The 19,561-nt window shown below is 43.9% G+C and carries 22 protein-coding genes; all 22 read right to left on the bottom strand.

Translation table 11 applies throughout. The features are described from left to right. From J7E38_RS20650 to J7E38_RS20545, 22 genes are read right to left on the bottom strand one after another with little or no spacing between them, the layout of a single operon-like run. A complete protein-coding gene (locus J7E38_RS20650; protein ID WP_215038884.1) occupies window positions 1–312 on the bottom strand; it encodes a hypothetical protein in 312 nt (103 codons plus the stop codon). Between the two features lie 4 nt (window positions 313–316). Continuing rightward, window positions 317–1,699 carry a flagellar assembly protein A gene (locus J7E38_RS20645; RefSeq protein WP_214704073.1) on the bottom strand — a complete coding sequence of 461 codons (1,383 nt, stop codon included), beginning with the start codon at window positions 1,697–1,699 and terminating at the stop codon, window positions 317–319. A 19-nt stretch (window positions 1,700–1,718) separates the two neighbouring features. Further along, entirely contained in the window at window positions 1,719–2,480 is a 762-nt protein-coding gene (locus tag J7E38_RS20640; RefSeq protein WP_214704071.1) for a FliA/WhiG family RNA polymerase sigma factor, read from the bottom strand. 48 nt (window positions 2,481–2,528) lie between these two features. Then, window positions 2,529–3,026 (bottom strand): chemotaxis protein CheD, encoded by a 498-nt coding sequence (locus J7E38_RS20635; RefSeq protein ID WP_214704069.1) that lies wholly within the window; start codon window positions 3,024–3,026, stop codon window positions 2,529–2,531. Further along, entirely contained in the window at window positions 3,019–3,660 is a 642-nt protein-coding gene (locus J7E38_RS20630) for a chemotaxis protein CheC (protein WP_214704067.1), read from the bottom strand. Before J7E38_RS20630 ends, J7E38_RS20635 begins: the two co-directional genes overlap by 8 nt. 18 nt (window positions 3,661–3,678) lie before the next feature. After that, window positions 3,679–4,134 carry a chemotaxis protein CheW gene (locus tag J7E38_RS20625; RefSeq protein WP_214704065.1) on the bottom strand — a complete coding sequence of 152 codons (456 nt, stop codon included), beginning with the start codon at window positions 4,132–4,134 and terminating at the stop codon, window positions 3,679–3,681. Window positions 4,135–4,176: 42 nt separating this feature from the next. Beyond that, the gene (locus J7E38_RS20620; RefSeq protein WP_214704064.1) at window positions 4,177–6,243 is read right to left on the bottom strand and encodes a chemotaxis protein CheA; all 2,067 of its coding nucleotides are present in this window, start codon (window positions 6,241–6,243) and stop codon (window positions 4,177–4,179) included. Window positions 6,244–6,262: 19 nt separating this feature from the next. After that, window positions 6,263–7,351 (bottom strand): protein-glutamate methylesterase/protein-glutamine glutaminase, encoded by a 1,089-nt coding sequence (locus J7E38_RS20615; RefSeq protein ID WP_215038876.1) that lies wholly within the window; start codon window positions 7,349–7,351, stop codon window positions 6,263–6,265. Window positions 7,352–7,358: 7 nt separating this feature from the next. Further along, window positions 7,359–8,225 (bottom strand): MinD/ParA family protein, encoded by an 867-nt coding sequence (locus J7E38_RS20610; protein WP_214704063.1) that lies wholly within the window; start codon window positions 8,223–8,225, stop codon window positions 7,359–7,361. Beyond that, a complete protein-coding gene (flhF, locus tag J7E38_RS20605; protein ID WP_214704062.1) occupies window positions 8,218–9,396 on the bottom strand; it encodes a flagellar biosynthesis GTPase FlhF in 1,179 nt (392 codons plus the stop codon). The genes J7E38_RS20610 and flhF overlap by 8 nt, the downstream gene beginning before the upstream one ends. Beyond that, on the bottom strand, window positions 9,393–11,429 hold the full coding sequence (flhA, locus tag J7E38_RS20600) for a flagellar biosynthesis protein FlhA (RefSeq protein WP_214704061.1): 2,037 nt from the start codon (window positions 11,427–11,429) through the stop codon (window positions 9,393–9,395). Before flhA ends, flhF begins: the two co-directional genes overlap by 4 nt. A 35-nt stretch (window positions 11,430–11,464) precedes the next feature. Beyond that, window positions 11,465–12,550 (bottom strand): flagellar biosynthesis protein FlhB, encoded by a 1,086-nt coding sequence (gene flhB, locus J7E38_RS20595; protein WP_214704060.1) that lies wholly within the window; start codon window positions 12,548–12,550, stop codon window positions 11,465–11,467. A 1-nt stretch (window position 12,551) separates the two neighbouring features. Continuing rightward, window positions 12,552–13,328 carry a flagellar biosynthetic protein FliR gene (gene fliR / locus J7E38_RS20590; protein ID WP_214704058.1) on the bottom strand — a complete coding sequence of 259 codons (777 nt, stop codon included), beginning with the start codon at window positions 13,326–13,328 and terminating at the stop codon, window positions 12,552–12,554. A 4-nt stretch (window positions 13,329–13,332) separates the two neighbouring features. After that, window positions 13,333–13,602 (bottom strand): flagellar biosynthesis protein FliQ, encoded by a 270-nt coding sequence (gene fliQ, locus J7E38_RS20585; RefSeq protein WP_214704056.1) that lies wholly within the window; start codon window positions 13,600–13,602, stop codon window positions 13,333–13,335. Between the two features lie 14 nt (window positions 13,603–13,616). Continuing rightward, window positions 13,617–14,282 carry a flagellar type III secretion system pore protein FliP gene (gene fliP, locus J7E38_RS20580; protein ID WP_214704054.1) on the bottom strand — a complete coding sequence of 222 codons (666 nt, stop codon included), beginning with the start codon at window positions 14,280–14,282 and terminating at the stop codon, window positions 13,617–13,619. Continuing rightward, on the bottom strand, window positions 14,275–14,949 hold the full coding sequence (locus J7E38_RS20575; protein WP_483297187.1) for a flagellar biosynthetic protein FliO: 675 nt from the start codon (window positions 14,947–14,949) through the stop codon (window positions 14,275–14,277). The genes fliP and J7E38_RS20575 overlap by 8 nt, the downstream gene beginning before the upstream one ends. A 25-nt stretch (window positions 14,950–14,974) precedes the next feature. Then, a complete protein-coding gene (locus J7E38_RS20570; protein WP_079508438.1) occupies window positions 14,975–15,337 on the bottom strand; it encodes a response regulator in 363 nt (120 codons plus the stop codon). Window positions 15,338–15,355: 18 nt separating this feature from the next. Continuing rightward, the gene (fliY, locus tag J7E38_RS20565) at window positions 15,356–16,633 is read right to left on the bottom strand and encodes a flagellar motor switch phosphatase FliY (protein WP_215038896.1); all 1,278 of its coding nucleotides are present in this window, start codon (window positions 16,631–16,633) and stop codon (window positions 15,356–15,358) included. Beyond that, complete coding sequence (gene fliM, locus J7E38_RS20560; protein ID WP_214704042.1) at window positions 16,620–17,621, bottom strand: flagellar motor switch protein FliM; 1,002 nt, start codon at window positions 17,619–17,621, stop codon at window positions 16,620–16,622. The genes fliY and fliM overlap by 14 nt, the downstream gene beginning before the upstream one ends. A gap of 42 nt (window positions 17,622–17,663) precedes the next feature. Beyond that, window positions 17,664–18,092, bottom strand: a complete 429-nt coding sequence (fliL, locus tag J7E38_RS20555) for a flagellar basal body-associated protein FliL (RefSeq protein WP_214704040.1) — start codon at window positions 18,090–18,092, stop codon at window positions 17,664–17,666. Next, on the bottom strand, window positions 18,082–18,303 hold the full coding sequence (locus J7E38_RS20550; protein WP_214704039.1) for a flagellar FlbD family protein: 222 nt from the start codon (window positions 18,301–18,303) through the stop codon (window positions 18,082–18,084). The genes fliL and J7E38_RS20550 overlap by 11 nt, the downstream gene beginning before the upstream one ends. Window positions 18,304–18,357: 54 nt before the next feature. Then, window positions 18,358–19,557 carry a flagellar hook protein FlgE gene (locus J7E38_RS20545; RefSeq protein ID WP_214704038.1) on the bottom strand — a complete coding sequence of 400 codons (1,200 nt, stop codon included), beginning with the start codon at window positions 19,555–19,557 and terminating at the stop codon, window positions 18,358–18,360. Window positions 19,558–19,561: the final 4 nt, after the last annotated feature.

Raw genomic sequence — 19,561 nt, 5'->3', positions numbered from 1 at the left:
CTATCCGCTGTAATCAATCACCTTCCCTTTATAAGGGTGGTGTGGCTGTACATTTTGTTCATCCTTGTTCTTTTGATTGTCCCTGCCCTTTTGCTGTTGGCCTCCTGGTTGGCCGTCCTCCTGATTAAGGCGGGCTTCCTGCTTCTGGTTGTTTTTAACCACCGTCTTGCGTTTTAAATCATCTTCCTTCGTCACACTTTGTGCCGCATGCTCCTGAAGATGCTGTCCCCGCTGTTGAAGTTGCTCTTGAATTTTGCCGGCATCATGTGTCCTCGGAAGAGCAATCTGCATTTCGATTGCTTTGAGGCTCATCATGTCACTTCCTAACTTGTGAAGTCTCGACTTTTACAATCGGATTAATTGAAATCTCACTATTTTCGAGATAGAAATTCACCTTTTTGTATATCTGGTTTGTCAAGAAGGCGTACTTCCCGAAAAACACCTTCGTATTTGGGAATACCTTATCATTAACGGTTAAGCAGGAATTCAATCGATCCTGTTTTTCAAGCTGTAAAAACTCCAGATCTGCCAACAGTTCTGCTAGGGATTCTTCAAGCTGCAGCCTGGTATTCCGCTGTTTCGCAATCATTTGCTTCTGATCGTTCGTCAAGGCACCTGCACGCCTGCCAATTTCAGCAAGCTTCACTTCTATTTCTGTCAGTTTCCGTATATTCACTCTTGCTGTTTCGATGGAAGCAATCGTTTCCTGTTCAGTTTTCTCAAGCAAGGGATCCCAGCCTACAGCTAACTCGGTTTTGGTAAAGAGCTCATTTCCTAGTTCCTTGACTGAAATATTCCGGCCAGCCGAAATGGTACCTCCGATGATAGTGCCAGTTTGGCAGTCCACACTTCCAGCAGCTGTCAGTTTGCTGTGGAGGATGGATGACTTGACAATGATATCCTGGCCAGCTTTTACATTTGCCTGGTTAAGATAATTGGCGAATACGTTCCCGCCTGCAGTCATTCTCCCCTTCATCGCTCCGGCCACTCCGCCTTTAACGACAATATTTCCTCCTGCCTGGAGATTGGCTGCTTCAACTAGTCCATCTACGATGATGTCCCCGCCGGCTTTCAGCTCATAACCGCTGGGAACATTGCCTTTTATGACGATATTGCCCACAAAGTCCAAATTCCCTGTTCTCAAATCAAGATCACCTTTTACCTCATAAACAGGATTAACGGAAATGGATTTCTGCGTAATACTTACTTGTCCATCGCATACGGCATAAAATTGTCCAGCTTCGAACATCACATTATCCCCTGCTTTGACCCTAAGCGGACGGCCGGGCTTTGCCGGAACGATCCTTCCGGTTACGTCTTTCCCAGGTGTTCCGTTGACAGGAGGGACAACACATGCGAGCAACTGACCTTTCCTTACTGACGGGATATGCATAATCGAACGGAAATGAAAGACTTTCTGTTCCTCCATGCTGGTTTGTGTTAGTTCATTGCGCAAATAGGAATCTTCACCATCCACATTTGGCATTCCAACGGCAATTGTTACAGGATATTCAACAGAAGCAGGATTTTCGGCAATTTGCGCCAATACATCCATTTTAATACCGAACACAATATTCTCTTTTTCCAGGACGCTCAATAAATTTCGAACAGATAATGAAAAATCATGTTCCTGGATATCAATTTCAAGTTCAGCAGAAAGCCTGTCATTGGATATCCTCACTAAATAATCCGTCGCCACATCCATCTCCTGCCTTTTATCAGGCTGATTCCAGCCATTTTCTCAACTTAAAAATTGCCTTTGAATGAATTTGTGAAATTCTGGAGGTAGATAAATTCATGACTTGACCGATTTCTGTTAAGGTTAATTCTTCTTTGTAAAACAAACTCAGCACAAGTTGTTCTTTATCATTCAATTTTGAAATCTTGTCAGCTACTTCTTCAAGAAGCTCAGATTTAATGAGCTTGTCCTCAGGGATCTCAGCCTTTTCGTCCTTGATGACGAATGACTGGTTGTCACGTTCATCATTTTCATTTGGATGCTCATCTATTGAGAGGACATTCGCGAAAAAATGTTCATTGATAGTTGTGTGTATCTCCGTTTCATCCATATTCAATTCACTGGCAATTTCCTCAATAGTCGCATTGCGCATCAAGCGCTGTTCAAGTCTCTCAATTGCTGCATCTATTTTCTTTGCTTTTTCCCGGGTACTTCTTGGAAGCCAGTCTTCCTTTCTTAATCCGTCCAAAATCGCCCCGCGAATCCGAAATGAAGAATATGTATCAAACTTCAGATCCCTGTTTGGATCGAATTTTTCGAGAGCATCATATAAACCAATCATCCCTAAGCTTCTTAAATCATCCCTGGAAACACTCTTCGGAAGACTCACAGAGATTCTTTGCACATGGTAGGAAACAAGTGGCATATATTTTTTTATCAGCATATTCCCCGCATCCGGATCTCGGGATTGTACCCATTTATCCCATGTTAACTGTTCTTCCGAAGTGGATCCTCGCACCATTGTCACCCTCCTCACGCGCATTACGCATTTTTCTAGTTGCTATCCTAACTAAATCTCACTATTCCCTTTATTCACAGTCCTGATTTGCATTAAACCAGACTTCGGATCGAATTCGATGGTCCTGCCGCTATTGCCGCCTACATCGTGGGCTATGAGGGGAATTCGAAGTTCTTTCAATTCCTTTAAAACGCCTTCTACATTCCTCGGTCCAATTCTCATCATGTCACTGCTGCCTGAAAACTGGAACATTTGTGCGCCACCGGCAATCTTTGCTTTTATGCTTGCCTGTCTTGCACCTGATTGAATCATGACTTCCAAAAGTTCTTTGATTGCTGTATCGGCGAATTTTGCCTTATTCAGCGGTTCTGTTCGCGAAAGCGATGAATCCGGAAGCATGATATGCGCCATGCCGGCCAATTCTGCACCCTGATCATACAGCACCACACCAACACAGGACCCCAGACCAGTGGTCCGGATCAAATCAGGTACTTTCACAATATTCATATCCGCAATGCCCACTTTAATGATTTCTGCTGTTTTATGCATCAACCTTTACTCCCAGCGCAGAAAAAATGATATGGAATGAATCAGGGTCAGGCAATAAGAAGAAATGGCCTCTCACACTTTCTGGCAGCTTGGCATCTTCTTCATCCAGGGCCGTATCAATCACGATCGCGTAATCACTCACCTGTGATAACTCCAACAGCCCAAAACTGATGACTGCCCCCACCATATCAATACTAAGAGCAGGAACAGATGGATACATGCTTAAATTGGTGAAATCGGACAATGAGGAAAGATAAGAACCTGATAAAATATTGCCTAATTCCTGAAGTGCCGACAATGCCAACTCATTGTCCTGTTCATCGGAAAATGAGAATGACTGGTTCTTAGTCAGCTGGCGGATATATTTTTCTGCCTGAGGGAGCGGAAGGATAAAAAACATACTCCCGGGAGCCTCTCCCTCGATCCGGAGGAATACGCTTGCTACGACATTATCCGCGCCTCCTGCCAGTTCCATCACTTCGTCGAATGACACGACCCTGACACTGGGCACTTTCATATCAATCTTTTTATTCAATAGAGTTGATAAGGCTGTTGCAGCATGACCAGCGCCAATGTTTCCAACCTCTTTTAAAATATCCAGGTGAATGTCCGAAATGCTTTTTAGAAAAGTCATAGCCAGATTCCTTTCCGCCTATATAGCTTTTACTTCATCGGACTCAAGAATTTTATCCAAATCAATTAAAATTAGTAATCTTCTATCGAGATTGGCAACTCCTTTGATGAATCCCTCTGCAGCAAGGCCTACTACCTCGGGCGGAGGTTCAATCATGCTTGATGGTATATCAATGACATCGTTTGCTCCATCCACAATCAACCCTACTTCTTTATCATCATCTGCAACAATGATGACTCGGGTGCTGTCTGAGTAACTTTGTTCCTCCATGCCAAACCTGACACGCAAATCCAATAGAGGAGTGACCACTCCTCTAAGGTTCATAACCCCTTTCACAAAAGGGTTCACATGTGGAACTCTGGTGATATGCATGATTTTTTCAATTGACCTAACCTGACTCACAGGGACTGCATATTCTTTTTGATTTAATTGGAAAACGATTACTTTCAAATCTGAAACCAAACTTTCATCCATCTTCATCACTCCTAAAATATCATCATCAGTCTGCCAAGGAATCTATTTAATCAATGCGTTGCAATCCACAATCAATGCTACCTGGCCATCACCAAGAATCGTTGCACCGGAAATCGCAAAAACATTGGTTAAGTAATTTCCTAGCGATTTTAGGACTACCTCTTGCTGGCCTATGAAGGAGTCGACGATCAAACCAGCCATTTTATCTCCTTTTCGGACAATTATGACAGAGTGGAACTGATCTTCCTCTCCTTCGTTAGGAACCTCGAAGATATCTTTCAGGAATAGCAGCGGGACGACCTTGCCCCTGAAATCAATCACCTTTTGATTATGGGCATTCATGATTTCAGAATCCTTGATAATCGCTGTCTCGATAATAGAAGATAGCGGAATAGCGAATTTCTCCTTTTGGATTTCTACTAACATGACCGAAATGATTGATAATGTAAGCGGAAGCTGAATCGAGAAGATCGTGCCCTGATTCTCCTTGGAATCAATAGAAATAGAGCCTCCCAGTGATTCGATTGTATTTTTCACAACATCCAGCCCTACTCCGCGCCCGGAGATATCAGAAATGGTCTCTGCTGTAGAAAAACCTGATGAAAGAATCAATTCATAGGCTTGTTTATCCGTAAAGCCAGCAGCGGATTGTTCCGTAATGATTCCCTTGCTGATGGCTTTCTGCAATACTTTGTCTTTGTTGATTCCGGCACCGTCATCTTCAATTTCAATGAACACATGATTTCCGCTATGGAATGCACGCAGCACCACAGTTCCTTCTTCGTTCTTGCCCTTGGCCCTGCGAACTTCCGGTGATTCAATGCCATGGTCTACAGAATTTCGCAGTAAGTGCACGAGTGGGTCGCCGATTTCATCAATCACAGTACGATCCAATTCTGTTTCCGCGCCGACGATTTCAAGATTGATTTTTTTATCCAAGTCCCTCGCTAATTGACGGATCATTCTAGGGAATCGATTGAATACCGTTTCCACCTGCACCATCCGCATATTCAGGATGATATTTTGCAAGTCTCCGGAAATCCTGGACATACGCTCAACCGTTTCAGTTAATTCGCCATTCTCCAACTCTTTGGATATTTGCTCCAATCGTCCGCGGTCGATGACTAACTCTTCAAATAAATTCATGAGAATATCGAGCCGTTCGATATTTACACGGATCGTTTTGCTGCTATTAGTCTGCTGTTTAACGCTGCTCTTACCTTCTTGGACTGGCGCTGCGTCTGATATTGCGTTGGCAGAAGACGATTCAGCAGCTTGTAACTTTCCTGTATCTGTGTCGATTGGTTTTTCCGGGATTTCAGTCGTTAAGTCTGGTTTTGCTTCATTGAAATCAATTGGCCGCACATCGGTTTTGACCACTTCAGATACCTTCATGATCTTTCCTTTGATATCTTCAGGCTCTTCCCTTGAGATAATGGTTACTGAAAACTCATCATCAAACTGCTCTTCCTCTAGTTGTTCAACTGAAGGATTCGCTTTGATTACCTCTCCGATTTTTTCCAGCACTTCAAATACCATGTACACGCGGGCGGCTTTCAGAAGGCAATCTTCACGCAACCCGATTTCAATTTCATACACACCGAAGCCCTGTTCTTTGGACTGCTTCAAGACGGTCAGTTCAAATTCATCATAGCTGGAGGCAGACTTTGGAGTTGCTTCCAAGGTTGCAGCTGCAGCCACTTCCAAATCTGCAGAACCTGATAACGGCTCTCCCTTTTCAATCAATTTCAACTTCTCGACTGTTTCGGAAACGTCCTTCTTCCCATCTCCTCCAGATCCGATAGATTCAACCATATCCTCGAGATGGTCAACAGCCATAAAGATTACATCGATGATTTCTGGAGTCGTGAGCAAACGGTTATTACGGATTGCATCCAGAACGTTCTCCATTTGATGCGTCAGGCTTGCTATATCCTCATACCCCATCGTTGCTGACATCCCTTTTAACGTATGGGCAGATCTGAAAATTTCATTTATGATCGACAAATCCTGTGGATTTTTCTCCAGCTCCAGCAGCTGCTCATTACAGGTCTGTAAATGCTCTCTACTTTCTTCTAAAAACACTTCAAGATATTGATTTAACTCCATGTGCACCGCACCTCCGGCCTTAAATATAATTCATGATTGTTTCTGCAATGTGATCGACATTTGCTACGTCATCAACCATGTTCGTTGCAATCGCTGCTTTTGGCATCCCAAATACAATGGATGTATCCTGCGATTCGGCAATCGCTTTTACCATGCCGTTCTTTTTCAATTCAACCAGCCCTTTTGAGCCATCCGCACCCATCCCGGTCATGATGACAGCAATTTTCGAGTAATTCTTGATGGTGCTGACCGACTCGAACATTACGTCCACAGAAGGACGATGACCGTTTCGAGGTGGTGATTGACTTAAACTGATTGCCAGAGCCGTACCAACATTCTTAACTTCCAAATGAAATCCGCCAGGGGCAATATAGGCTGTTCCTTTTTGCAGCAGCTCTCCATCCTCCGCTTCCTTGACGGTAATCTGGCTCAAGGAATCCAGTCGGCTGGCAAGGGACTTGGTAAAGCCGGGCGGCATGTGCTGGACAACAAGCACCGGTACGCCAATATCTTTAGGAAGTGAGGTTAATACTTGCTGCAAAGCCCTTGGCCCTCCTGTTGACGTTCCGATACAGACGATTTTTTTTGATTCTTGATCAAATCTTCTGTTGTACAGGACCTCAGATCGCTTTCTGTCCGGTTCTGCTGCCTGGGACACCTGTTTTCTGACTGTTCTTGGTTCATGCTGGCTGTTTATTTTGGACAGGTTCGCCTTGCTTGCAGACAGCACTTTCTGGATTAACTCTGTTTTGACTTTATGTAGATCAATCGATATGGATCCTGAAGGTTTTGCCACAAAATCCACCGCACCTGCCTGAATTGCCTGCAGTGTCGTGTCCGCGCCTTCTTTAGTTGTGCTAGAAAGCATGACGACAGGAAGAGGACGTTCCTGCATGATCATTTTCAGGACCTCGAGGCCATTCAGTTTTGGCATTTCGACATCAAGGGTAATGACATCAGGGCGCATTTCCCGGAATTTCCTTATGGCATCCTCTCCGTTTCGCGCCGAGCCTATAATCTCTATCTCTGGGTGTTCTGATAGAAAGTCGCTGATCAGCTTTCGCATGAAAGCTGAATCATCTACGATGAGAACTCTTATCTTTGCCACTCGACCACTACCTTTCGAAAAGGAATTGCTTCAATCTTGCTGTAAAACTCCTGTTATCTCTCTTTTCGGCATTGTAGCTCTCTTTATTGATATATTTTTCGATAATTTGGGCCATTCCCTTTGACGCTTGTGACCGTTCATTGAACAGCACAAAAGGAATTTGCCGCTTTACTGCTTCCTGGACCGTTTTATCATCCGGCAGAATCCCGAGCTTGATTGGAGTCCTGCCCAGAAATTTAACGAGTACATCCTCAAGCCTGGCCATCGTTTCCTTGCCTTCCTTGACTGTACCAGCCCTGTTGACGACAAGATAAAAGGGCAGCCCGGCATCGGCAAGATGGATGTATTTCATTGTAGCGTAGGCATCCATCAAGGAGGTCGGCTCAGTTGTGGTAATCACGAAAATTTCGTTTACCGACAGAAGGATTGAGAGAGTTTCTTCATTCAAACCCGCTCCCATATCAAAAATAATATAATCATATTTTCTTAATACATCACTTAAACTTGAGGTGAAATATTCGACACTTTCCCTGTCCATCCGGATCAGCTGGCTCAAGCCTGTTCCGCCCGATATATATTCAACCCCATGTGGGCCTTGAAAAATCACTTCTTCCATTGATGCTTTACCTGAAAGAAAGTCAGCGATCGACAGAGGAGAATGCTTGCCCATTAAAATCTCGATGTTTCCCATTCCGATATCCAGATCAAATAGCAATACTCGACTTCCCTGCTTTGCCAGGGAAATCGAGAAGTTCAGAGAAAAGTTCGATTTCCCTACCCCTCCCTTTCCGCTGACAACAGCAAGGGTCTTTGCTTCATTCATCGGAATATTCGTCATGAGCCGGTTTCTTAACTTTTCTGCCTGGTCACTCATAGTGGTTGACTCCAATGATTGTATTGGCCGTAATTTCCGGACTGGCCCCGATTAAATCATCAGGTACATCCTGGCCATTGGTCAAATAGGCAATACCGGTCGAAAACTTTTCCGCCATATTGAGCATTGAACCGTAAACGGAAGTCTCATCAAGTTTGGTAAAGATGAATTTGTCGATATGGATAAGTGAAAATTGATTGCGTATTTCCTCCATATCCTTTTGTTTTGAAGTCAGCGCCAATACAAGGAAGGTTTCCATTTCCTCGCTGAAATCAATGACATCGTTCAAATCATTTACATATTTTTGATTCCTGAAATTCCGTCCTGCTGTATCAATGAAAACCACATCATATTGTGCGAACTTCCCGGTCGCTGCCTTGTAATCGTCCATGTTGTAGCAGACCTCGATTGGCACATTTAGGATTTTCGCATATGTTTTCAACTGCTCAATCGCTGCGATCCTATAGGTGTCCGTCGTAATAAAAGCTACCTTCTTTTGATGCTTCAATACACATTCCGCAGCGATTTTTGCCAGCGTAGTTGTTTTCCCGACGCCTGTCGGTCCAATCACATTGACGAATTTCTTTGTAAAAGAAACCCCGCCGAAAGAAAGTCCGCTCAACCTTTGCCGAATGGCTTGAGCACTCCATTCAGCGACTTCACCTTCACTTGCAGCTGCACCGTTCAAATACCATTTTTCCAGAATGACACCAGACAATTCATCAATAATAGACTGGTCCACATCCTGATCCCTTAAGTGCTGAAGGTGCCTGCTCACAGGATCTGGAAGTGAAATTCCTTCTGTGCTGCCAGATGACTTAAGCATGTCTTTCAGCTGTGATATCTCCTTTAATAAATCTTTGTCAGCCATTGATGGTGCCGTCAGTTCCGTTCCCTTTTTATAAAAGGTTTGTTCTGCTTTAGGTTCTTCTGTTTTTTTGGATGAAGTATTATATTTCAAGGATTTATCCAAGTTTACCGGTTTAGAGGCGATCTCAGTGTCCGGATCAATAGCGGCAATGACCTCGATGCTGTTTTTCTTGAAGAAACCCATGAATCCTCCTGTCTGGACCACACGGGAATTCAGGATCACGGCATCGCTGCCAAGCTCGGATCTAACCTGTTTCATTGCTTCGGGCATGGATGAAGCTGTATATTTTTTTACTTTCATTCTATATTCACCACTCCGACACTTTGGACTTCGACATTCGCTTCAAGTTCGTTATATGACAATACAGGGATCTGGGCAAAATATCTTTCCGTCAGCTGGCGTACATACATCCTTACTGCTGGCGAGCAGAGGATGATCGGTGTCTGTTCCATGATGCTCAACTGCTCCACCTGACTTGCAACTGATTCGAGGATTCCCTGGGAAACCGTTGGATCAAGCGACAGATAGTTTCCATGTTCGGTTTGCTGTACACCTTCGGCTATCATTTTTTCTACCCTGCCAGATAATGTTATGACCTTAAGTGTTTCTCCATTTCTTGAATACTGGTTGGTGATTTGCCTTGCCAGCGCCTGGCGTACATATTCGGCAAGGATATCCGTATCAGTTGTGACTTTTCCATAATCTGCAAGTGTTTCAAAGATGATCGGCAGGTTCCTGATTGAGACATTCTCCCTAAGCAGCTTGCCAAGCACCTTTTGGATTTCGCCTACTGACAATGGATTTGGCGTAGCTTCCTCGACCAGTATAGGATAGCTTTCCCGAAGATGGTCGATCAGCTGCTTTGTTTCCTGTCGTCCAAGAAGCTCGTGGGCATTTGCTTTGATCACTTCCGTAATGTGCGTGGATACGACTGAAGGCGGATCAACGACGGTATAACCAAAAATTTCAGCCTGTTCCTTCATTTCTTCTGTAATCCACTTTGCCGGTAAGCCAAAGCTTGGTTCAACCGTATCAATTCCTTCAATCGATTCATCCTCGATTCCAGGACTCATGGCGAGATAGTGGTCCAGAAGCAATTCTCCCCTGGCCATTTCGTTGCCTTTGATTTTCAGCCGGTATTCATTGGGCTGAAGCTGGATATTGTCACGGATCCTGACGACAGGGATAACGAGTCCCAGCTCAATGGCAAGCTGCCTTCTGATCATGACAATCCGGTCAAGGAGGTCTCCACCCTGGTTGGCGTCTGCCAGAGGAATCAGTCCGTAACCGAATTCGAACTCTATTGGATCGACATTCAATAGATTGACAACACTTTCCGGGCTCTTCATCTCATCCATCTGGATATCCTCTTCCATTTCCTGAAGCTGTTGTTGATCAGGTTCAGTTACACGGGAGAAAGCATATCCGCCATAAGCTAATAACCCGGCTAACGGAATGGTCAGCAAATCTGTTATTGGTGTGAACAAACCAAGCATGAAGATTGTACCACCGGCCACATAAAGCATCTTTGGGTAAGCAGTTAGCTGTGAAGTTATGTCGAAACCCAAATTCCCATCTGATGCTGCCCTAGTGACGACAATGCCAGTAGCAGTTGAAATCAACAACGCAGGGATCTGGCTTACAATGCCATCTCCCACTGTCAATAGCGAGTACCGTTGAGCAGCATCGCCAATCCCCAGTCCCTGCTGCGTCATACCGATAACGATACCAAAAATCAGGTTAATCAGAACGATGATGATACCAGCAATTGCATCCCCTTTAACAAACTTGCTGGCTCCGTCCATCGCTCCATAGAAATCAGACTCCCTGCTTACCTTTTCGCGTCGTTCACGGGCCTGTTGTTCAGAGATCATCCCTGCGTTCAAATCAGCATCGATGCTCATTTGTTTACCGGGCATCGCATCAAGTGTAAACCTCGCAGCAACCTCTGATACACGTTCAGACCCTTTTGTGATGACTATGAATTGGATAATGACCAAAATGAAGAAAACAACCATACCTACTACTACATTTCCACCTACAACGAAAGAACCGAATACCTCAACAACTCCCCCAGCCTCTCCATGTGACAGGATGGAACGGGTTGTGGAGACATTGAGGCCCAGACGAAACAAAGTTAAAATTAACAGCAATGAAGGAAAAACAGAAAATTGCAGCGGCTCCGTCATATTCATTGTGTTCAAAAGCACCAGCAGTGCGATTGATATATTGACCATAATCAGTATACTTAACAGCCAGGATGGGAAAGGAATGATTAACATCGCAACTATTAAAATGACACCGAATATGACAGATAGGTCTTTTCCGGACATATTTCTTCTCTCCTAAACACTGCATACCTTGAAAATTACAGCACTTTATTTTTTGTTTGATATACATACGCGAGAATCTCGGCCACGGCCTTGAAAAATTCCTCAGGTATGGCGTCCCCGATTTCAGCCTGACTATATAAAGCCCTGGCAAGCGGACGATTTTCGACAGTCATGATTTCATTTTCTTTGGCAATCAATTTGATTTTCTGCGCGACAAAATCGACACCTTTGGCAACCACGACTGGCGCATCGGACTTCTCTTCGTCATACTTTAAAGCTATGGCGTAGTGAGTCGGGTTCGTTATGACTACATCTGCCTTCGGAACTTCTTGCATCATCCGCCGCATTGCCATCTCTCTTTGCTTCTGCTTGATCTTTGATTTGATGAGCGGGTCACCTTCTATATTCTTATACTCATCCTTCAAGTCTTGCTTTGACATGCGGATACCCTTTTCAAAGTCATATTTTTGGTACAAAAAGTCCAATAATGACAAAAATAGCAATGCTCCGGAAGCAAAAAGCCCCATTTGAAGCGTTAGCCCGGCAATTGTCGCGATTGCGGCACCGACACTTTTATTGGCCAGCAGCAATACTTCATCCATCCTCAGCCAAAGGACGGAAAAAGCGATGACTCCAATGAAGGTGATCTTAAGAATTGATTTAAGTAACTCGACAATTGCCCTCATCGAGAAAATCCTTTTAAAGCCGCTGATCGGATTAATTTTCTCCAGTTTCATCTGAATAGCCTCAGTGGAAAACATAAAGCCAACCTGTATATAATTGGCGGCTACCCCTGCAATCAAGGCAACGGCCATCACCGGGCCGAGGAAAAAGACAAGTTCACCAAGTATTTCAATCACAATCGATTCTATATTATTTGCGGTCAATTCCATGAACATATAATTTTGCAGTGCATGGCGGAGAACCCCAATCAATCTCTCAACCATTGTTTTCCCAAAAAACATCAAAAACAGGAATACGGCAAGCAATACAATCGCCGTATTGACATCCTGACTTTTGGCAACCTGCCCTTTTTTTCGGGCATCCTGCCTTTTTTTAGGCGTCGCTTTTTCTGTTTTTTCACCAGCAAAAAATTGCAGGTCCAATTTCAAAAAGTTCATTTTAAGCTCCCCCGATCAGTTCCATCAATCCCCGCATCGTCGAGAGTGTTGTCGAAACAAGATCCGATGTAACTGCGATCAGCACACCCATAACCGCTATAAGGACCAAAAAGCTGACACCGATTTTAATTGGCAGGCCAACAACGAAAATATTCAGCTGCGGCACAGTCCTGGCCACGATTCCAAGTGCAACGTCCACCAGAAACAATGTGCCCACAACTGGCAGGGACATCTGGAAGGCAATGATGAACATCTTATTAAAAGAAAGAATAACGAATTCCGCGATGTTTTCATTGCCGAAAGGGATCATCAGCTGGTCAATCGGTATAAAGTTATAGCTGTAAAAGATTCCATCCATCAGCAAATGATGGCCATTGACAGTCAGTAAAAACAAAAGGGCAATGGTATATAAATATTGTCCCATCAACGGACTTTGTGCGCCTGTTTGTGGATCGATGACATTCGCAATCGCAAACCCCATCTGGAAGTCGATAAAACCGCCGGCAATCTGGATAGCAGCCATCATCATCGCCGCAATGAACCCTATGAATAACCCAACCAGGGCCTCCTTGATGACTAACATGAAATAGACGCTGTCAATCGCTACCTCAGGAGCACCGATCGCAGAAAACATGATAAGTGCCAGCATGAAACCAAGGCCTATTTTATGCGTTGCCGGGATAGTCCGATAGGAAAATAACGGCATCATCAGGAAGAATGATGTTACCCTCACAAAAATCAGCAGGAAAGCCGGAAAGGATGGAATAAAATCTAGCATCCCATCAGCCTACGAACCTTGTAAGATTTGAAAAGATCTCTGTTGCATAGGAAAGCATATAGCTGAGCATCCAGGGACCGAAAAAAATAACACCGATGAGAACAGCTACAATTTTCGGAACGAAAGCCAGCGTCTGTTCCTGTATTTGTGTGGTTGCCTGAAAAATACTGACAATCAAGCCCACTACAAGCGCCAAAATCAGCAGCGGTCCTGAGATCATTAAAACTGTATATATTCCTCGCTCGGCTATTGAGATTACCGATTCTGCTGTCATTATCAATCACCTGCTTAAAAACTTTGTAATAATGATTTCACGACTAAATACCAGCCATCCACCATGACAAACAGGAGGATTTTGAATGGCAGAGAAATCATTACCGGCGGCAGCATCATCATACCCATTGACATCAGGACACTCGCTACTACCATATCAATCACCAGGAATGGGATGAAAATCATAAAGCCAATCTGGAATGCCGTTTTGATTTCACTGATCGCAAAAGCCGGGACAAGCGCCGTCAGCGGAATATCCTGCACCGATTCAGGGGTGTCCGCCTTAGCATATTGAAGGAATAATGCCAGGTCCTTCTGCCTCGTATGTGCGCTCATGAACTCCTTGAAAGGAATCGATGCCTTATCATAAGCCTGCTCCAGATTGATTTCTTCATTAAATAACGGTGTAAGGGCCTGTTCATTCACTTCCTGGAAAGTAGGTGCCATGATGAAGAATGACAGGAACATCGCAAGGCCAACCAGTACCTGGTTAGGCGGCATTTGCTGAGTGGCAAGCGCCGTTCTGACAAAGGAAAGAACGATGATGATCCTTGTAAAACTGGTCATTAGAATCAAGATGCCAGGCGCAATCGAAAGTACAGTCAGCAAGAGCATCAATTTTACGGATGTAGATACACTTTCTGGATCACTGCTGTTGAAAAACTCCATGAACTCATTCATCGTTCTTTGACCCTTTCTTTTGTATCTCCTCAAGCATCTTCTTTCGTCCGCTCGCCATGTCATTCAGCTGACTTTTAAGCAATGCGGAAAAGTTGGAACTTTGTGGATCGCTGCCATCTTTCTTCGTTCTTTTAAGCAACTTTGTCACAATATCGCTTGGCTGTATAAGCTGTTCCATTTTATTGTTATACTCCTGGATGACTTGATCGTACTCTTCTGGATCGTCTATTTCTCTCAACAGCTGAATATTTTCACCCACTCCAACAATCAAAAGCCGGTTTCCCGCCTTTACGATCTGGACAGACCTGTTGGCTCCAAGGCTTGTGCCACCAAGATTCTCAACAAGCTGTGAGCTTTTATATGACATACTTTTCTTATTGATGAATTTGAGAAGGAAATATATTAACGCTGCCACAAAGACCGTAGCAAGGATCATCCTGACAAAATCCAGGAAACTTACTCCTACTTGTGGTTGTGCTTGTGCTTCACCTGATTGTTTTGCTGTAGTTTTTGCCTGCCCATCATCACAAGAATCAGGATTTTTCATGCAATCCTGAACACTTTTATTCAGCTGCTCTGCATTAGTCAAGCCAATAGGACTGAACAGAGCAGCTAATAAGAAAAGAATGGCCGAGGCAGTTCGGATTAGTCTTAACAATTGCCGCACCCTCTAAAATAGATAAATAAGTCCATTATCCTAATGTTTTGGAAATCGCTTCAATAACTCGATCTGCCTGAAAAGGTTTCACGATGAAATCCTTCGCTCCTGCCTGGATGGCATCAATGACCATTGCCTGCTGGCCCATTGCTGAACACATGATGACCTTGGCATTTGGATTGATCTTTTTAATCTCCTTCAGTGAAGTGATTCCATCCATTTCCGGCATGGTAATATCCATTGTGACGAGGTCAGGCTGAAATTCTTTATATTTCTCAAGAGCCTGGGCTCCATCAGCAGCTTCAGCAACCACCTCAAACCCATTCTTTGTTAAAATATCTTTGATCATCATTCTCATGAAAGCCGCATCGTCTACGACTAAAATTTTGTTCGCCATTGGAATTCCTCCTGTAGATTATTTCAATTTTTTAATTCGATCGCTCTGGCTGATAATATCTGTAACCCGGACTCCAAAGTTCTCATCGATGACCACTACTTCCCCTTGTGCAATCAAACGGTTGTTCACCAGGATATCGACAGGCTCGCCTGCCAGTTTATCCAATTCAATGATTGATCCGGAACCTAGTTCAAGGATGTCCTTTACCGAGCGTTTCGTCCTTCCCAGCTCCACAGTTACCTGTAACGGAATATCAAGCAGCATATTCAGGTTCTTTGTTTCAGCCTGCTGCCCTTGAACATTCTCGAAACTGGAGAAGACTGCCGGCTGGACTGTCGGCTGGCTTCCGGCCATCACATTGCCGCCATAATGCTGCGGCCCCTGCTGCATCGGCTGAGGATTATATCCATATCCTTGCGGGATATTTTGCTGTGCCTGAGGCTGATAATAAACCTGCTCCGGCTGCGGCTGATATTCCGGCTGCTGGAAACCTTGGTGTTGAACAGTATTTTGCTGCTGCCCTTGTTCATAAGGATTGTTTTGTTCTGTGGCAGCCTGGTTGGCCTGCGGTGTTTGAGGCACAGCCTCTTCCTGCTGGACCGCTCCTGATCCCCCTGGATTCAATAATTCATCAACAAGACTTTTCGCGAAGGTTACCGGCAAAAGCTGCATGATGTTTGAATCAATTAAACTGCCAATTTTTAAAGAGAATGATACCTTAACTAAAATATCATCTTCAGGAATCGATTCTGTTCCTTCCCCTTCAACCACATTCAATAGATTGATATTTGGAGGCGAAATATCGACCCTCTTGCTAAATACAGTTGACATTGAGGTTGCCGCCGAACCCATCATCTGGTTCATCGCCTCTTGAACTGCACTAAGCTGGATTTCATCAAGCAGTTCCCTTGGATTCATTCCATCGCCGCCCAGCATTAAGTCGGCGATGATCGCTGCGTCATTTTGCTGGATCACAAGCATATTGCTGCCGATGAATCCCTCTGTATAATGCACTTGGACCGCCACATACGGATCCGGGAATTCATCTTCCAGTTTGGACTTGTGCACAACTGTAACCGTAGGTGTATTGATTTCAACCTTTTGGTTCAGCAGAGTGGATAATGCTGTAGCAGAGCTGCCGAATGAAATATTCCCTATTTCACCGAGGGCATCTCTCTCCATAAAAGAAAAATAGTCATCTACATCAATCACGTTTTCTGTTTCTTCCGCCTCATCAGAAGTCCCTCTTAGAAGCGCATCAATTTCATCTTGAGATAACATGTCATCGCTCACCATCATCGTCTCCCCCCTTAAATGTATCAAACACTTGAATGGCTAACTTCTTGTTCAATTTCCCTGGCTGTCCTACAAATTTAGGGATATCTCCGACTTTTATCAGTAAAGGCTGGTCTATCTGCTGATTCAATTCAATTACATCGCCGATATCAAGCATAAGAAAATCCTGGATCGAAATTTCAGACGACCCTATTTCTGCTGTAATTGAAACATCAGCCTTTTGGATTTCACTCTGCAGTACTGAATTTTCAATTGGCAAGCTTTGTTTCTTATCCGATTGCATCCAATATTTCACTGACAATTTAGGAATGATCGGTTCCAGGACTACATGCGGTATACATATATTGATCATTCCGCTCGCTTCCCCGATCGTCGTATTCAAAGAGATGACTACGACAGTTTCATTTGGAGAAACCATCTGCAAGAATTGCGGATTGATTTCAAATTCCGAAAGCTGCGGATCGATATCCGAAATCGACCCCCATGCCTCCCTGAAATTTTCAAAAGCTTTCTCAAACATATTTGACATGATCTTTGTCTCAATTTCTGTCAAACTGTCAACTTTGTTGTGGCTTGTCCCCCTGCCGCCTAGCAGACGGTCCATCATGGCATAAGCAATGTTCGGATTGACTTCCATGAGGATCCTGCCTTCAAGCGGTTCTACATCAAACACATTTAATATCGTAATCTTTGGTATAGACCGAATGAATTCTTCATAAGGTATCTGGTCAGCTGAAGCCACGCTAATATTGACATATGTCCTTAGCTGAGCTGAGAAAAAAGTTGTCAGCAGCCTGGCAAAGTTTTCATGAATTCGGGTCAGGCTGCGGATTTGATCCTTAGAGAAACGCAATGCCCTCCTGAAATCATATACTTTGACTCTTTTTTCTACCTGTTCCTTCTTTAATTCATCGGCATCCATTTCTCCTGTAGACAGGGCGGACAACAAAGCATCTATTTCATTTTGTGATAATACCTCTCCCGACATTCTCTTCACCTCCATACGTTTACGGTAATAAGATTCATTCTGTTACTGGAGGAGAGAACCTGTTATGTAGACCTTCTTGATTTTTCCATCCTGCATCAGGTCATTCAACTTCACTTTGAGAGTTTCTTCGAGGTTCATCTTGCCTTCCTTGCCTTGCAGTTCTTCAGCCTTTTTCTCGGATAGTTCATAGATAATCAGGTTCTTAACCTGGAAATCTCTCTTCTCTAGTTCTTCTTTTGCTTTTTTACCATCTGTTTCAATTTTGAATGAAATTTTGATGAAATCATTTGAAGCTAGGTTCGTCGTTACCTCCGGTATATCTACCGAAGCTTCCAGCACCTCTTCAATACTTGGTTCCTTTTCACCATCACCAGCTTTTAGCTTCATCACCGCTACAACTGCGACTGTTCCTACGAGCAGGATGGCTACCAGCATGACTGTCATAATCATGACCAGTTTATTATTCTTCATGATCCAGTTCCTCCAACAACCGACCTCCGAGAAGGCCGATACTCTGGTAATATTCCTTGATTAAAATCGCTACTTCATTTTCACTTTCCCTGACTACATACTTCCGGCCATTGGCCAGCGTGATCGTTGTGTCCGGAAAGGCCTCAATAGTCTCAATAAATAATGAATTAATCCTGAACGATTTACCATTTAATTTCGTTACTTTTATCACTATTATCCACAGGGGCTAAAAGGATGACCCTTTCAGCCCTGCTCCTCTCTTAATCTATCGTTTTAAGTTCACGAGCTCCTGGAGGATTTCATCTGATGTAGTAATGATTCTTGTATTTGCCTGGAAACCACGCTGAGCCGTGATCATTTCCGTGAATTCTTCAGAAAGGTCTACATTGGACATTTCAAGTGCCCCAGCTGCGATGGATCCCCTGCCTTCTCCAGGAACATTAATATTGGCTGTTCCAGAGTTAACTGATTCCTGTAATGTATTATTCCCTACCTTGGAAAGACCTGACGGATTGCTGAATTTAGCAAGCGCAAGTTGTCCAAGCGTGAGGACTAATCCATTCGAGAATACTCCATTGATTTCACCAGTTGAGCCGATGTTGAAGCTTTCCAGAGCACCCTGGGTGTTGCCGTCAGGGTAGGCGTTTGCGTCAAGGCTGCCACCATCAATAGTCAGATTTTCCAGTGGAATAGCCACTTTGAATACGGTTGCTACTCCTCCTTTATTAATTAGCAGATCTGCATTTTCGATATCATCTGTTGGAATTTTAATATCCACTTCTTCTATATTGGCATTAGGATTGTTTGGATCAACAGGCAATGATTTATCAACAAATGACAATTTCCAGTCACCAGTAGATGCATTAATTGGAGAGATGGTCATGTCAATCACATGTTCTATTCCGTCATTATCCACCACCTTTAATTGCTGAAGCAGTTCAGATGAACCTTTCGCGTCCTTTGGTAGGTTTCCTTTCATCTCCAACTCGGTCGTAACCTTGGCCGGTAACAAGGCATTTACGTTAACTGTAATGTCTTCAAGAACTCCATTATTCAATGATTGTACCTTCAATCCATCCCCGGTAACAAGCGTCCCATTATCATCCAGATAGAAGTTTCCGGCACGTGTATACATCTGTGATTGTCCCTGTTTTACTACAAAGTAGCCATCTCCCGATATGGCAAGGTCAAGCGCACGGCCTGTAGTTTGCAGGCTTGACTGGGTATCGATCATGTCAATACTTGCGATTGTAGAACCAAGGCCTACCTGCATCGGGTTCTTTCCGCCTTTATTCTGTGTCGCAGCACTTGCTCCAGAGATGGTTTGATTCATTGTATCTTTAAAAGTGACACGGCCTTTTTTGAAGCCGTATGTATTTACATTGGCGATGTTGTTGCCGATGACATCAAGCTTAGTCTGGAAATTTTTCATTCCGCTGATTCCTGAGTACATTGAACGAAGCATAACT

It is taken from the genome of Bacillus sp. ISL-35 (genome assembly GCF_018613355.1).
Classification (GTDB): Bacteria; Bacillota; Bacilli; order Bacillales; family Cytobacillaceae; genus Mesobacillus.
Note: the sequence above shows the minus strand (reverse complement) of the source record. Positions and strands in the feature narration are given on the sequence as shown.